Origin of the sequence: Brevibacterium sp. 239c (assembly GCF_900169365.1) — a bacterium.
Lineage (GTDB): Bacteria > Actinomycetota > Actinomycetes > Actinomycetales > Brevibacteriaceae > Brevibacterium.
Window position 1 is genome coordinate 100496 of sequence record NZ_FXZH01000002.1, and the last position, 15477, is coordinate 115972.

Genomic DNA, 15477 nt, shown 5'->3' on the forward strand with positions numbered 1-15477 from the left:
CCGTAATTGTCATTGCCTAAAGATGACGATTGTGAACATACTTTTAAAATTTGCTTGACAAAAGTAGGCAAACTGGCGTCAGAATGGTTCATGGACATTGTCGCCCAGGCTTCTGCCTCACCTCCGCGAATCGGGATGGTGGGCGGCGGCTTCATGGCCCGTACACACACTCGTGCCGCTCGCACCGTCGGAGCTCGCCTCGACGTGATCGCAACCTCGAGCGCAGCGGGTAGCCGGAGGGCCGCGATGGAGTTGGGCTATAAAGCAGCCGTGACCGGTGCCGACTTCTTCGACCACGACCTCGATGTCGTCCACGTCTGCACTCCTAACAGCACCCATGCCGAACACTCACTGCGTGCTCTCGACGCGGGTTTCCACATCATCTGCGAGAAGCCGCTGGCCGTCGATGCTGCCACCGCGCGCACCATCAGCGACCGTGCGAGCGCCCTCGGACTGGGCGGAACAGTCCCGTTCGTCTACCGCTATCACCCGATGGTGCGCGAGGCTCGAGCCCGAATTCGACGCGGAGATGTCGGGGCTCTTCTGACCATCGATGCCAGCTATCTTCAGGATTGGATGCTCAACGCCGAGGACGACAACTGGCGCGTCGATTCCGGTTCCGGAGGGCCGTCCCGCGCATTCGCGGACATCGGCTCCCACCTCGTCGATCTCCTCGAGTTCATCACTGACGAGGCCATCGTGTCCTTGGTCGCAACGACGAGAACCGTCCATCCCCGCCGAGGTGGCGCCGCGGTGACCACGGAAGACACGGTAGCGCTGACGGTCGAGATGAGCGGAGGCGGAATCGGTTCGGTGCTCATCTCCCAGCTGGCACCAGGGCGTAAGAACGGCCTCGTCATCGAGGTCGCAGGGTCGAAGGAGAGTCTGCGGTTCGCCCAGGAGCGGCCGGAGGAGCTGTGGGTAGGCCGCCGATCCGGCAGTCAGCTCCTGATGCGTGACCCCGACATCCTCTCTCCCGATGCCGCCCGGCTGTGTACGGTCCCGGCAGGACATCCGCAGGGCTATCAGGATGCGTTCAACGCGTTCGTCGCCGATTCCTACGCTGTCTTCGCCGGTGAAGAACGTGAAGGTGTGCCGACCTTGGCCGACGGCGTTCGTGCGGCACTGGTGACCGAGGCCGTGCTCGAGTCGGCGACCGAACGTGGGTGGGTCGAGGTCGAACAGCGATGACTCAGACACCGGTGCTCAGTGCCAAGGGGATCCGCAAGCAGTTCTTCGGAGTCGAAGTGCTCCACGATATTGCCCTCGAGGTCCATGCCGGTACGGTCCATGGCCTCGTTGGTGAGAACGGGGCCGGAAAGTCGACCCTGATGAAGATCATCGCCGGTGTCTACCGCAGGGATGGCGGCGAGGTGCGCATCGATGGGGAGATCGTCGACTTCGCCCATCCCGTCGACGCCGGGCGCGCAGGCGTGGCCACCGTGTTCCAGGAATTCAATCTCCTGCCCGATCGAACCGTCGCACAGAACGTCTTCTTAGGACGCGAGCCCCGAAGGCGCGGACTTGTCGATGTGGCCACGATGCGAACTAGGACTCAGGCCCTTCTCGACGACCTCGCCGTAGAGGGAATCACCCCCGATGCGAAGGTCGGCTGGCTGACCGTGGCCGAACAGCAGATCGTCGAGATCATCAAGGCGCTCTCCGTGGACGCTCGGGTGATCTCCATGGACGAACCCACCGCAGCACTGTCTGACAATGAGGTCGCTGTCCTCTACAGGGTCATCGAAGCGCTGACGTCCAAAGGTGTGGCGATCATCTACGTCTCGCACCGACTGCAGGAGGTCTTCGATCTCTGCGACACGATCACCGTGATGAAGGACGGTGCTCTCATCACCAGCAGGCCGGCGGCCGAGATGGATCAGGCTGGGCTTGTGCGTGCCATGGTCGGCAGACCCATCAGCGCGTTCTTCCCCTACCCCGAGGCGGGAACACAGATCGGTGACACCGTGCTCTCGGTGACCGGTGGAGGCAACGAGCAGCTCGATGACATCACCTTGGACCTTCGTGCCGGCGAGATCCTCGGCCTCTCTGGGCTGCAGGGTTCGGGTCGTTCGGAGCTGCTGTCCGCGCTCTTCGGCGCCGAGCCATTCACTCGCGGGATGTTGCGCCTCGACGGGAGGACGGTGCGCATCGCCACTGCCCGACAGGGAGTCCGGCAGGGTCTGGCCCTGGTCACGGAGGATCGCAAGGGCACCGGTCTGGTGCTCTCCCAGTCCATTCGCGACAATGCGCTGCTGGCGATCCGTTCGGTGTTCCCCTCTCGCACTTCGGGCATGCGCGCCAAGATTCCAGAAATCCTCGAATCGCTCGAGGTCATCAGCCGCAATGCGGACCAGGAGGTCCGAGCACTGTCGGGAGGCAATCAACAGAAGGTCGTGCTGGCCAAATGGCTGGCCACCTCCCCACGCGTGGTGCTGCTCGACGAACCGACGCGAGGAATCGATGTCGGTGCGAAGGTCGCGGTCTACACACTGATCCGCAGCCTCGCCCGCCGAGGTGTGGCGATCATTCTCGTCTCCAGCGAGCTCCCGGAGGTCTTGGGAATGTCCGACCGGATCCTCGTCATGTCCGACGGTCGCATTGCCGGAGAGCTTCCTCCGAGTTCGACGGAGGAAGAGGTCCTGACTCTGGCCACTGGAACCGAGGCCCAGGTGGTCAGCGATGATGCGCGTGCAGCCAGCGATGATCCTCGGGTGGTGGGGGAGCGATGAGTGCTTATCTGCGTCGCCTCGATACCACCGCTCTCGTCTACCTCGCGCTCATCGGAGTGCTCATCATCGGTGCCGTCCTGGTCGCTACGACCGGTCGTAACTTCTTCAGTCCGGGAAATATCCGTGACATTCTCACGGGGATGAGCGTGTTGGGATTCGTCGCCATCGGACAGACACTGGTGATCCTCGGAGCTTCCCTGGATCTGTCGGTTCCCTATGTCATGAGCCTGGCCAGTCTGGTCGCGGCACAGACGATGAATGGCAGCGATGCGATGGTGGTTCCCGCAGTGCTGCTGACGCTGGTGGTCACGGCCTGCATCGGGCTGGCCAATGGTCTCATCGTCACCGTCCTCGGAGTTCACGGATTCGTTGCGACCCTTGGGGTCGGACTCATCCTCAAAGGGTATCTGGACACGAACTATCAGGGCACAGAAGGCAGTGTTCCCTGGTCGTTCCAACTCTTCGGTGCGACCGGCGTCGGACCGGTTCCGATCTCGACGATCGTGATGCTCGCCCTTGCCGGGCTCGTGGCCTTCCTCTTAGTCCGAACCAGGTTCGGGCACCATCTCTTCGCTGTCGGCGGCAACTCGGAAGTCGCGCGACTCTCCGGCGTTCGGCAGCGTCTGCCGCTGATCGGCGCCCACATCGGCAGTTCCGTCTGCGCCGGACTGGCGGGCCTGCTGTTGGCGAGTCGCCTGGGGGTCGGCAGCCCGACTGTCGGCTCCCAAGGCAGCTACGATCTGCTTTCGATCGCGGCGGTGGTCCTCGGCGGAACTGTGCTGATGGGTGGGCGTGGCTCGATTTGGGGAACCATCGGCGGCGTCGCGATCTTCGCGGTCCTCGACAACCTCATGAGCGTCATGCAGTTCAACCCATTCCTCAAGGACGTCATCCGTGGACTCGTCATCATCATCGCCGTTGCGCTCTATGCTCGCCGTCGTGTCATCGCTCGCAGAATCCGCTTCGCCGACTCACCTACCGGACCCAATATCGCTGCCGGAGCGGTTCCGGCCGCAAAGTCGGTGCCCGCTGTAGGGCCTGTGTCCGCTGCAGACCCAGAGTCGGCTGCAGAATCTGCGCCCGCCGCAGGGCCAGCGTCCACCGCCGAGTCGGCGCCCGCTGACGCAGACGGAGTGCGCAGTGATCATGAGGGGAGCCGAGGATGAATTCGAGTGCTGCCCAGACCCACCTCGGCGACGGGGGACTTCGTCGCCTGCTCGAGCGGGCCGCGGATCCGCGTGGAGCCGTGGTAGTCCTCCTCATCGTCCTTCTCATCGCCATCGTGGTCCTCAATCCGGGCTTCGCAGAACCCGGGGCACTCATGCGCTTCATCCAGCGGGTCTCGCCCGTGGCCATCGTCGCCATCGGCCAGTACTTCGTCATCGTCAGCGGTGAGTTCGACCTGTCGATGGGAGCAGTGGTCACCGCCCAGGTGATGACCGCGGGGCATCTCATCGGCGAGGACGACTCGAAGACCGTGCCGGTGCTCCTCCTCATGCTGGTCATCGGCATCGTAGTCGGCATCGTCAACGGGCTGGCGACGACGCTGCTCAAGGTCCCCTCGTTCATCGTCACCCTCGGCACCATGCTCGTCATCCACGGCGCAGTCATGTGGTGGACGGGCGGAGCCGCGACAGGTAACCCCGCCGAATCCTTCCGGCGGCTGGGACGTGGCGGCATCGAAGGACTCCCCATCCTCGGCCTCCTGCCCTATGCCGTTCTCATTCTGCTCGCAGTCATCGTGTTCGCCGTTTGGATCTCGCGGCGGCCATACGGCAGGATCGTGGTCGCCATCGGCGACAACGCGCAGGCGGTGGCCTTCGCCGGAGCGAACGTGTGGAGAACGAAGACTTTCGCCTTCGTCCTCTCGTCCCTGGCGGCCACGGTGGCCGGAGTCCTTCTGGCCGGTTATGCCGGAGTTCATCCTTCGGTCGGTCAGGGGTACGAATTCACTGCGATCACGGCCGTGGTCCTGGGAGGAGTGGTCCTCGGCGGCGGACGCGGCACGGTTCTCGGTGCACTCATCGGTGCCTTCACACTCGAGTCGCTGTTCACTCTGCTCAACTTCACCTCGGTGCCAGCGACCATGCGCGACGCGATCCAGGGAGCCATCATCATCGCGGCGGTTGCATACTCCGGCGTGATCTTCGCGAAGAAACGCAAGCGGCCGAGCACTTCGGCGGATACCACCTCGGCGGGGGCAGCTTCGCCGATCCAACTCACCGGCGGCGACGATGCCGCACGGAAATGACAAGGGAGAGGACATCATGAGAAGAGGACTGAGGAGCGCGATCGGCATTGCCAGCGCCGCCGCTCTCATTGCGTTGGCGGGGTGCACGACCGACCCGTCTGTGGAACCGGCGGCCGAAGGCGATGGGGCGCAGGAAGAGGCTCCGTCCGAGGACTGGTTCGACCAAGAGGTCTACGACCAGCAGTTCAAACAACGCGAGGTCGTGCCTGAAGGGCCGGACGACAAGCCCTATCTGCAGATGATCAACCCGGAGATGGGGGACACCTCGGAATTCAAATCCGACGGTGGGAAGAAGATGTGCTTCGCGAACGCATCGATCTCCAACCCCTGGCGCCAAACCGGGTGGATCACGATGAATGAGCAGCTGAAGGAGCTGAAGCAGGACGGTGTCATCACCGAGATGGAGACTCGGGACGCCCAGGACAACGATGACACGCAGATCGCGGACATCGACTACTTCATTGCCGAAGGCAACTGCGACGGCTTCATCATCTCCCCGAACTCGACTGCCGCAATCACGCCGGCCGTCGAGCGCGCCTGCAAGACCGACAAACCCGTGATCGTCTTCGACCGGGGAGTCGAAACGGACTGTGCCGTGACGTTCATCCACCCCATCGGCGGATTCGCCTGGGGCATCGACACCTCACAGTTCCTCATCGACAACCTCAGCAAGGGCGACAAGGTCGTGGCTCTGCGGATCCTGCCCGGAGTCGACGTGCTCGAACAGCGCTGGGCGGCAGCGGACAAACTCTTCGACGAGGCCGGAATCGACGTCGTCGACTACTTCACCGAAGGCGACCCGGCCGAGATCAAGAAGGTCGTCTCCGATGAACTCGCGAAGGGCGACGTTCAGGGTATCTGGATGGACGCGGGAGACGGCGCCGTCTCCGCCATCGAAGCCTTCGAAGACGCCGGCAAGGACTATCCGGTGATGACCGGCGAGGACGAGCTGAGCTTCCTGCGGAAGTGGAAGGATACCGAGATGACCGCTCTGGCGCCTGTGTACACGAACTTCCAGTGGCGGACACCTCTGCTGGCTGCGGAGAAGATCTTCAAGGGCCAGGAAGTCCCGACAGAATGGGTGCTGCCCCAGAGCCCGATCACGGCCGAGGACCTGGATGAGTACCTCGACCGGAACAAGGGAATGCCTGATGGCCACTATGCGAAGTTCGGCGGCGAAGACATGGCCGGATTCCCGCAGGTGTGGCAGGACCGAGTCATCCCCTGATCGGGGAGTTCCAACATGACCAGACCACGTGAGATCGGCGTCAACACCTGGGTGTGGACATCTCCGCTGACCACGGAGAGCCTCGGCGATCTGGCGGACCGAGCCCGAGGATTCGGGTTCGGTCTGCTGGAGCTGCCCGTCGAGCGCCCGGGTGATTGGGATCCAGATGTCACCGCCGAGGTGCTCGCTGAGTTCGGCATGGGTGCCCGGATCGTGGGAGCGATGGGGCCAGGTCGTGACCTCATCGACCCGCTCTACCGTGCCGACACCCAGGATTACCTGCGGCATTGTGTCGATGTGGCTCTCCAAGTAGGTTCACCCACCGTGGCTGGACCGTTCACCGCGGCGACGGGCCGAGTCTGGCGGATGGATGCCGACGAGCGCAGAAAGGTCATTGACACGCTGCGGGAAGCACTGCGACCCGTGGCCGACTACGCCGCCGAACGAGCCGTGACCCTGGCCGTGGAACCGCTCAATCGCTATGAGACTAGCATCATCAACACCGTCGACCAGGCACTTGAGGCCCTGGAGCCTCTGCTGAGACGCGGAGTCGGGCTGGCACTCGACAGCTACCACCTCAACATCGAAGAGCGCTCGCCGGCAGCCGCGATCCGAGCCGCCGGCGCTCACTGTCGGGTCGTGCAGGTGTGCGGCAACGATCGCGGACCCATCGGCGGTGACCATACGGACTGGGATGCCTTCTTCGACGCACTCGACGACATCTCCTACGCAGGGGCTCTGACATTGGAGAGCTTCACCGCAGACAACGACACCATCGCCGTGGCCGCATCCATCTGGCGTCCCTTGGCGAAGACGCAGGACGAGCTGGCGCGGGCCAGCGCCGAGTTTCTGACCGAACTGCAGCGTCGGCGAGCCTCCACAGCAGCGAATATCGACGAGACAGCGAACATGAACGAGCCAGCGAAGATGGACGAGCCAGCGAAGATGGACGACCCAGTGAATCCAACTGCAAAGGAGCAGCAATGACCGACTCATCGCATCCAGTCACCCTATTCACGGGTCAATGGGCCGATCTGCCATTCGAGGAGGTGGCTCGGCTTGCCGCGTCGTGGGGATACGACGGGTTGGAGATCGCCTGCTCGGGTGATCACCTGGATTTGGCCCGAGCCGATGAGGATCCGGCGTACCTGGAGTCACGCCTCGATATTCTGGACAGGCACGGACTCAAGGTGTGGGCGATCTCTAACCACCTGGCGGGGCAGGCCGTCTGCGATGACCCCATCGACTTTCGCCATCAGGCGATCGTGCGTGACTATGTCTGGGGAGATGGTGAAGCGGAAGGCGTTCGCCGACGAGCGGCGGAGGATATGAAGCGGGCGGCACGAGTGGCCCGAAAACTCGGGGTCGACACGGTCGTCGGGTTCACCGGATCGAAGATCTGGCCGTACGTGGCGATGTTCCCGCCGGTGCCTGCCGAGGTCATCGATGCCGGCTACGAAGACTTCGCAGAACGCTGGAATCCCATCCTCGACGTCTTCGACGGTGAGGGGGTGCGCTTCGCTCACGAGGTTCATCCATCGGAGATCGCATACGACTATTGGACGACGGTACGGGCACTGGAGTGCATCGATCACCGGGAAGCATTCGGTCTCAATTGGGACCCGAGCCACCTGCTGTGGCAGGGATTGGACACGATCGGCTTCATCACTGATTTCGCCGACCGCATCTACCATGTCGACTGCAAAGACACACGGCTTCGGCCTGCGAGCGGACGAAGCGGAATCCTCGGGTCACATCTCCCCTGGGGCGAGCCTCGGCGAGGGTGGGATTTCGTGTCGACCGGACACGGGGACATGCACTGGGAGGACGCGTTTCGAGCGCTGAGGTCGATCGGCTACAGCGGGCCGATCTCGATCGAATGGGAAGACGCCGGAATGGATCGACTCCACGGTGCCGCCGAGGCGGTCGTGCGCATCCGTGAATTGCTGTGGAAGGGCCCCGAGACGTCCTTCGACGCGGCCTTCTCCAACCAGTAGCCGGTCACTCTCACACCGCCCGTGCTGCCTATTTGACGCCGCCGGTGGTGAGCCCGCCGACGAGGCGCTTTTCGATGAGCATGAACAGCAGCACGACCGGCAGGATGCCGATGATCGAGACTCCGAAGACATACTGCCAGCTCGTCTCGTACTGCCCGACGAACTTCGTCAGCGCCACTGAGATCGGCTGATTGCCCGCGGTCGAGAGAATGACAAGTGATGCGGCGAACTCGTTCCAGCACGCCACGAAGGTGAAGATGATCGCCGTGACGATGCCCGGCCACACGAGGGGCAGATTGATCCGGAACAGAACGGACATCTGCGAGGCACCGTCCATGCGAGCAGCCTCGTCGATCTCCTTCGGAATCCCGGCGAAGAACGAGTGCATGATCCAGGTCGCGAACGACAGGTTGAATGCGGCGTTGACCACGATCATCGCTGCCCATGTGTCATTCATTCCCAGCATCGAGAACTGGCGGAACAAGCCCGAGGTGAGCACCGCCGGCTGCAGCATCTGCGTGACGATGACGAGGAAGAGGAAGACCATCCGTCCGGGGAACTTGAACCGGGCTGTGTAATAGGCCGCCGGCAGGGCGACAGCGAGGACGAGCAATGTCGCACACACCGCGATGATGACCGTCGAGATCATGTTCTGCACGAGCGGCGTCTCCGGAGTCGACCACATGTCGACGAAGTTCTCCCAGTGCCATTCCTGCGGGAAATACGTCGGATCGACGGACCTGATCTGCGACTTCGTCTTCACCGAACCGAAGAACATGATGAGGTAGGGCAGGATGAAGACCGCGAGTATGAAGAACCCGACGGCCATGCGCAGAATCACGGTGCCCAGGGGGACCTTGTCGGCGGTGTAGCGGCGGGTGCGCGGAACCGGTCCAGATCCGGATCCTGATCCGCCGTTATTGTCCACCGGCGAGGTGGTGGCAGGAGAAGTCGGTGCAGCTTCCATATCAGACCTCTCGCATGGGTTTGACGACTTTGACGTAGACGATGACGACGACGATCACGATGAGGAAGGCGATGACGGACAGGGCACTGGCCACATCGACCTTTCGGTGCAGCTCGATGTACTTGAAGATGAGCGTCATGATCGTGTCCGCGCCGTACCCGGGGATCGACCCGGTCATCACTTTGAGGATCGGCAGCGAATTGAAGACGTTGATGATGTTGATGAGCACAGCGACGCTGAGTGCGCCACGCAGCTGCGGCAGGACCACCGCGAAATACGTGCGGATGGGGCCGGCGCCGTCCATCTTCGCAGCCTCGACCGTATCGACGGGCACCGTGGCCAACCCCGCCAGCAGGGTATATGTCGTGAACGGCAGAGACACGAAGATCGCAATGACGATTGACCAGATGAATCCAGTCGTCGGGTTCTTCGTCCATCCGTATCCGGTCGAATTTTCGATGAAGCCGACATCGACGAGGAACTTGTTGATCACTCCGAAATACGGTTCGAGGCCGTAGTAGAAGACCATGGTCGTCATCACCACCGAGGCGGCCCACGGGATGATCACGGCCATGCGGACCAGCTGGCGACCTGGGAATGCCTTGTTGAGCACCTGTGCAAGACCCAGGGAGATCACGACGGTGAGACCGACAGCGGCCACGACCCACACGAAGGTTCGGAAGATGATCGGCCAGAACTGAGAGAAGCCGAACACCTCGGCGTAGTTGGCGAAGCCCACCGAGCCTTTGTCGAGACCAGAAATCGCGAGGTCCCTGGTTGAGTTGAAGAACATCAGCCCGGCGGGGAAGAACACGACCCCGACAATGAGGATGAGCGCGGGGGCCAGCCAAGGCAGGGCCCGCAGCGTGTCCTTCCAGCCGACCTGACCACGCACGACACCTCTGCCCCCACGAGCTGCACCGATTTTGCTGGTGCCGCGGTTTGCAGCGCCACGTTCAGTGACGCCACCATCAGCGGTGTCCCGGCCGCCGATGGTGCCGACGTCTGAACCCGACTGCGAGTCGGAGGTCGCGCGACTCACCCTTCGTCGACCTGATCCTGGATCTGCTTGAGGACATCAGCGGCCGGCTTGGATTCGAGTTCACCGAAGAGTGACTTGAACGCACCGTCCGCGGCAGACCACTTCGAGTTGGTCGACGGGTAGAACTTCGAATCGGGCAGCAGGTCGAGGAATGGTTTGAGGTCCTCATCGGACTCAAGCTTCTTCGAACCGGACTTCGTCACGGGCAGGAAGCCCTCAGCCTCGACCCAGGGGAGATAGTTGTCGGTGGTGTAGAAGTAGTCGAAGAACTTGGTGATCGCCTCGGCCTTGTCGTCGTCGTTCTTGAACGCCATGAGCTGGTCACCGACGCCTAGGGTCATCGCCGATCCGTCCTTCGTCGGGATCGGGACGACCGAGTAGTCGAGGTCAGGGTTGGACTCCTCGATCTGGCCGACTGTAGGGGGAAGGCCGACCTGCATGCCGATCTTTCCCTGGACGAAGATGTCGAGGAGCGGCGTGCGCTGAGAGGATCCTGGGTCATCCTGCGTTGCACCGGCATCGATCATCTTCTTGATCTGCTCGGCACCCGCCTTGTTCTCCGGGGAATCGATCGTGATCTTCTTTTCGTCGCCGAAGGTGCCTCCTCCGCCCCACAGCCAGATTGCGGCTTCGGCCTGAGCCTCCTCGGATCCCAGCGGCATGCCGTATCCGGCGACCCCATCACCGAGTTTGGAGACCTTCTTGGACGCGGAGAGGAGCTCGTCCCAATCTTTGGGTGCCTCTTTCACGCCGGCCTTGTCGAGCAGTTCGTTGTTGACGAACAGTGCCCTCACCGAGGCGATGAGGGGGACGGCGTAGGCCGTGCCGTCTAGGGTCTCATTCTTGAGGAATCCCTCGTCGAAGTCCGACATGGTCTCGGGGCTCGTGACCTCTTCGGCCTTGTAGAGCAGGTCGTCAGAGGCGAAGCCGGTGAAGGGGCCGCCGTTGTAGATGTCGGGAGCCTCGCCGGCCTGGATCTTCGTTGACACGACCTTTTCGAGGTTGTCCCAGGACTGCACCTCGAGATTGACCTTGATGTCGTCGTTCTCTTTCTCGAATCCCTTGATGACGTCCTCCCACAGTCCCTTCGTTGCGTCGGAATACGTGGGTACGAGGAAGTCCAGGGTGGTCTTGTCTGTATCGCCGTCGGAACTGGATCCTCCGAAACCGCAGCCGGATATCGTCATCGACAGGGCTGCAGCGGCGGCGAGGATGCCAAGGCTGCGTGTTCTCTTCATATGCTGTTCTCCGTGACCAGAATTGGTGTATCCGATGTCCCAGTCGCCGTCGACTCGTCACATTGACCAGAACAGATGCAATGAATGAAAGTATGTAGTGAGTAGGGTCACAGGTCAAGTATATAATCGCATCAGTGATGTAATTGAGGTCAAATCGAGCATTTTGGCGTATTGTTTATCATACTTTCGTGCAAGACTATGCTCTAAGTTTGGTTTTCTAAGGAAGTAGTTCTCAACGGTGAGGCGAGTGAAGGAAGTCTATGGTCAACGTTTCATTGAGCGGTGTGGGGCTGAATTATCCGGGCACGGACCGTCCTGCTGTCTCAGATGTCGATCTCGACGTCGTCGACGGTGAGTTCCTCGTCCTTGTCGGACCGTCGGGATGTGGCAAGTCGACAACGCTGCGAATGCTGGCAGGACTCGAATTTCCGAGCGTCGGCAGTATTCTCTTCGACGGTGAAGACGTCACCGATGTCTCCGCCAAGGTGAGGGACGTGGCGATGGTGTTCCAGTCCTATGCCCTCTATCCCCATATGACTGTCTCGGAGAATATGGAGTTCGCTCTCAAGAATGCCGGTATGCCCAAGGCGCAACGACGGGACCTGGTCGCCGAGGCTGCGGCGATGTTGGAGTTGGAAGATCTGCTCGAGCGCAAGCCCAAGGCTCTCTCCGGCGGTCAACGTCAGCGGGTGGCGATGGGGCGCGCAATTGTCCGACGCCCCAAGGTGTTTCTCATGGACGAGCCCCTGTCGAACCTCGATGCGAAGCTGCGAGTGCAGACGCGCGCGCAGATCTCGGCACTGCAGAGCAAGCTCGGTGTCACCACGGTCTACGTCACGCATGATCAGACCGAGGCGATGACGATGGGCGATCGGGTCGTGGTGATGAACGAGGGGCACATCGAACAGATCGGTACCCCGCGGGAACTCTACAACTCTCCGGCTACTCTCTTCGTCGCCGCATTCATCGGATCCCCGACGATGAATCTCATTTCCGCAACGCGGAACGCAGATGGCAGTGCGAGCGGTTCTGGAATCACCGTGCCTCTGCGCTCGGATCTTCCAGACTCGAGTGACGAGATCGTGCTCGGAGTCCGTCCTGAGGACTTCTCCGTGACCCCGGGTGAGGGCACCAGCCCACTCGACCTCGAGATCTCCCTCGTCGAGGAGCTCGGCTCCGACACCTTTGTCTACGGCACCACCCCGAATCAGGATCCCCTGCGATTGCGGGACAAACCTTTCGTTGCACGCCTGAGCAAGGGCGGAGTGCCCCGCCGGGGTGAGCGGCTGACCGTCCATATCGACCCCACTCAGGTCCGAGTCTTCGATTCCCAGACGCAGCAGCTGGTCGGCTGAGTCGGTGACTGACGCCGAACAGCGTCAGCAGCTGGAACTGAACGGTGTCACTGGCTGGAACTGAACGGTGTCACCGGCTGGATCCGAACGGTGTCACCGGGCTGGCACCGAACACTTTCACTGGCTGGCGAAGGCCAGGGTTCCGCCTAAGCCGATGAGCATGCCGCCGCCGATTCCACGGATACGCGACATCCGCCTCGGCGAGCGAGCGAACCAGCTTCTCGCCGTTCCGGCGATGAATGCCCAGGAGCCGTCGGAGAACAGGGCGAGGGCTTGGAAGAAGAGACCGAGGATGATCATCTGCAGCGGCACATGTCCGGCTTCGATCGAGACGAATTGCGGGAGGGCCGCGACGAAGAAGATGATGGTCTTCGGGTTCGAGATGCCCACGATGAAGCCCTGCATGAACATTGAGCGGTAGCTGAGTTCGCGTCCGGCAGGGACAAAGGAATCCACCTCGCAGTCGCCGCTTGTGGCGAGTGTCGGGTCCTCGGGCACTTCATTGCCGATCTTGCGATGACGGATGCCCTGAACACCCAAGTACACGAGGTAGCCGGCGCCGAGGATCTTGACGATCGTGAAGATCACGACCGACTGGGCGACGACCGTGCCCACTCCGAAAGCCACGGCCACAATGAGCGGGATGATGCCGACGCTGCCGCCGAGTACGCTCGTCAGGCCCGACCGTCGTCCATGGGACAGTGATTGGCCGACCACGAAGAGCACTGTGGGCCCCGGGATCACGATGATGATGAGGGCGGCGGCGAGAAAAGCGAGAAGAGCGTCGGTGGTCGGCACAGAAGAATTCTATGGTCGCGACTGAACCGCAGGTAAGGGGCTGACGCGGAGATTTCGATCACGTGACGGGTGCCGGGCGGGGAGATGTCGGGCGGGGAGACGTCGGGCGGAGGGGACCCTGAAGACTCCACTCAGACTCAATTCATAGACTGGGCCGCTATGAATGAGCAGCAGTTGTCTGTGGTGCGGACGATGTCGGCGGTGCCCGCGTGGATCTGAATCAAGGCCTATCGACATGGTGGGACGCCATCACGTCCGGATTCGGGCGCCAGGACGGCCTTGAGCCCGATGCCGTGCAGCTGCTCCTCGTCATCGGCATTCCTCTTCTCGTCACGCTGACGCCCGGAATCTGGCGCTTCTTCGGCATGTTCGTCACCTTCGTGCACGAACTCGGCCACGCCTTCGCCGCGCTGATGACCGGTCGAGTCGTGAAGGGAATCTCCCTGAATTTCGACCACTCCGGACAGATGAACTCCTTCGGCAAGGTCGGCTTCTCCGCGACCTGGTCGGGCTTCTGGGGATATCCGGCACCCGGCGTCCTCGGATTGGTCCTCATCACCTCGGCGACTCAGGGCTGGGCTCCTCTGGCGCTGTCGGTCGGTGCCCTCATCCTGCTTGTTGCGCTCATCTTCATCCGGAACCTCGCGGGCGCCTTGATCGCGGTGGTCACGGCTGTGGCCGCGCAGCTCGTCGTCGTGTTCCTGCCGATCGAATGGATCTCCGTGTTCGTCGCCGGCCTGGGAACAGCTCTGGCTATCGGCTCGCTCAAGGACCTCGTCAAGGTCATCAGAGTCCACACCCGCAGGCGCCATATCCAGCAGTCCGACGCCTACATCCTCGCCCAGGGCTCCAGCCTGCCCGCGGGCGCCTGGCTGAGTCTGTTCGCGCTGGTCATCATCGTCTGCGCGCTCGCCTCCACCTCCATCCTGTATTCGGCATCCACGCTTTCGCTCGGCTGATCTGAGGCTGGGTGTTCCACGACCGATCTGAGGTCACTCGGGGCGGCTCGAGACCGAGGGCGGCGGCAGCTGGGTCAGTGCCGAATGGCAGAATCGGAGTATGAATCTGAGCCCGAAGTATGCCGCTGTGTTGTTCGACTGCGACGGAGTGCTCGTCGACTCTGAGCGCCTCACGAACACGGTTCTGTGGGAAATGCTCAATGAAATGGGGTGGCAGATCTCGCGGGAGGAGTGCATTTCCCGGTTCGTCGGGAAGATGCTCCGCGATGAGGCCGACGTCATCGAGGAACATTCCGGAGTCCGCATCGACGCGCAGTGGCTCAGCGAGTTCCGTGAGCGTCGCAATGACGCTCTCGAGGCTTCATTGGAAGCAATTCCGGGAGTCGCCGAGGCGGTTCGTGCCCTTGACGCCGCCTACCCCGGCCGGCTCGCGGTTGCATCGAGCGCTGACCGTCCCAAGATCAACCTGCAGCTGCAGAAGATTGGACTTTTCGGCGTCTTCGACGGCCGGATCTTCTCCGGTATGGAGCTGCCGCAGTCGAAGCCGGCTCCGGATGTGTATCTGGCGGCCGCCGATGCTCTCGGCGTCGATCCTGCCGAGGCAGCAGTGATTGAGGATTCACCGACCGGTGTGAAAGCGGGAGTGGCGGCGGGCGCACACGTGCTCGGGTTCTGCCCTGACTCACCAGTCCACCAACGGCCCGAAGTGCTCGAAGACGTGGGAGTCCATGAGATCTTCACCGAGATGCAGCAGCTGCCGGGGTTGCTCCTGCGCTGATATTGCTGGATCTGGACGGAGTTCGCCGGGCCTGCTGGGAGGTGCGCCCGGATAGGTTGCTCAGTGAAAGTCGCTCAGACATCCAGGTCAATAAAGCGATGTGATCGAATCATTCTCGAACTAAACCACTGT

General features: G+C 62.1%; 14 protein-coding genes. 10 read left to right on the top strand and 4 right to left on the bottom strand.

Translation table 11 applies throughout. The features are described 5' to 3' along the window. The first annotated feature begins 90 nt into the window (after positions 1 to 90). From BSP239C_RS02305 to BSP239C_RS02335, 7 genes are read left to right on the top strand one after another with little or no spacing between them, the layout of a single operon-like run. Positions 91 to 1191: a Gfo/Idh/MocA family protein gene (locus BSP239C_RS02305; protein ID WP_101570013.1), complete on the top strand. Its 1101-nt coding sequence runs from the start codon at positions 91 to 93 to the stop codon at positions 1189 to 1191. Continuing rightward, positions 1188 to 2732, top strand: a complete 1545-nt coding sequence (locus tag BSP239C_RS02310; RefSeq protein WP_101570014.1) for a sugar ABC transporter ATP-binding protein — start codon at positions 1188 to 1190, stop codon at positions 2730 to 2732. The genes BSP239C_RS02305 and BSP239C_RS02310 overlap by 4 nt, the downstream gene beginning before the upstream one ends. Further along, the gene (locus BSP239C_RS02315) at positions 2729 to 3898 is read left to right on the top strand and encodes an ABC transporter permease (RefSeq protein WP_257930026.1); all 1170 of its coding nucleotides are present in this window, start codon (positions 2729 to 2731) and stop codon (positions 3896 to 3898) included. Before BSP239C_RS02310 ends, BSP239C_RS02315 begins: the two co-directional genes overlap by 4 nt. Further along, positions 3895 to 4983 carry an ABC transporter permease gene (locus BSP239C_RS02320; protein WP_101570015.1) on the top strand — a complete coding sequence of 363 codons (1089 nt, stop codon included), beginning with the start codon at positions 3895 to 3897 and terminating at the stop codon, positions 4981 to 4983. The genes BSP239C_RS02315 and BSP239C_RS02320 overlap by 4 nt, the downstream gene beginning before the upstream one ends. Before the next feature lie 16 nt (positions 4984 to 4999). Further along, the gene (locus BSP239C_RS02325) at positions 5000 to 6211 is read left to right on the top strand and encodes a substrate-binding domain-containing protein (protein ID WP_101570016.1); all 1212 of its coding nucleotides are present in this window, start codon (positions 5000 to 5002) and stop codon (positions 6209 to 6211) included. A 15-nt stretch (positions 6212 to 6226) separates the two neighbouring features. After that, positions 6227 to 7198, top strand: a complete 972-nt coding sequence (locus BSP239C_RS02330) for a sugar phosphate isomerase/epimerase (RefSeq protein ID WP_101570017.1) — start codon at positions 6227 to 6229, stop codon at positions 7196 to 7198. Further along, the gene (locus tag BSP239C_RS02335; protein WP_101570018.1) at positions 7195 to 8208 is read left to right on the top strand and encodes a sugar phosphate isomerase/epimerase; all 1014 of its coding nucleotides are present in this window, start codon (positions 7195 to 7197) and stop codon (positions 8206 to 8208) included. The genes BSP239C_RS02330 and BSP239C_RS02335 overlap by 4 nt, the downstream gene beginning before the upstream one ends. 28 nt (positions 8209 to 8236) lie before the next feature. Here BSP239C_RS02335 and BSP239C_RS02340 read toward each other — a convergent pair whose 3' ends face one another. Genes BSP239C_RS02340 through BSP239C_RS02350 form a run of 3 tightly spaced genes read right to left on the bottom strand, consistent with a single transcriptional unit; the run spans position 8237 to position 11455 of the window. After that, entirely contained in the window at positions 8237 to 9175 is a 939-nt protein-coding gene (locus BSP239C_RS02340) for a carbohydrate ABC transporter permease (protein ID WP_180958893.1), read from the bottom strand. A 1-nt stretch (position 9176) separates the two neighbouring features. Continuing rightward, a complete protein-coding gene (locus BSP239C_RS02345; protein ID WP_257930027.1) occupies positions 9177 to 10217 on the bottom strand; it encodes a carbohydrate ABC transporter permease in 1041 nt (346 codons plus the stop codon). After that, positions 10214 to 11455 carry an extracellular solute-binding protein gene (locus BSP239C_RS02350; protein WP_101570019.1) on the bottom strand — a complete coding sequence of 414 codons (1242 nt, stop codon included), beginning with the start codon at positions 11453 to 11455 and terminating at the stop codon, positions 10214 to 10216. Before BSP239C_RS02350 ends, BSP239C_RS02345 begins: the two co-directional genes overlap by 4 nt. Positions 11456 to 11715: 260 nt before the next feature. On the opposite strand from BSP239C_RS02350, the gene BSP239C_RS02355 reads away from it, so the two are divergent. Continuing rightward, complete coding sequence (locus BSP239C_RS02355; protein WP_101570020.1) at positions 11716 to 12810, top strand: ABC transporter ATP-binding protein; 1095 nt, start codon at positions 11716 to 11718, stop codon at positions 12808 to 12810. 117 nt (positions 12811 to 12927) lie between these two features. Here the strand turns inward: BSP239C_RS02355 and BSP239C_RS02360 are convergent, their stop codons facing one another. Continuing rightward, positions 12928 to 13608, bottom strand: a complete 681-nt coding sequence (locus BSP239C_RS02360) for a LysE family translocator (protein ID WP_101570021.1) — start codon at positions 13606 to 13608, stop codon at positions 12928 to 12930. A 209-nt stretch (positions 13609 to 13817) separates the two neighbouring features. Here BSP239C_RS02360 and BSP239C_RS02365 point away from each other — a divergent pair, with 209 nt between their 5' ends. Both BSP239C_RS02365 and BSP239C_RS02370 read left to right on the top strand, forming a co-directional pair. Next, entirely contained in the window at positions 13818 to 14567 is a 750-nt protein-coding gene (locus BSP239C_RS02365; protein ID WP_101570022.1) for a M50 family metallopeptidase, read from the top strand. Positions 14568 to 14667: 100 nt separating this feature from the next. Beyond that, the gene (locus tag BSP239C_RS02370) at positions 14668 to 15345 is read left to right on the top strand and encodes an HAD family phosphatase (protein WP_101570023.1); all 678 of its coding nucleotides are present in this window, start codon (positions 14668 to 14670) and stop codon (positions 15343 to 15345) included. Positions 15346 to 15477 lie beyond the last annotated feature (132 nt).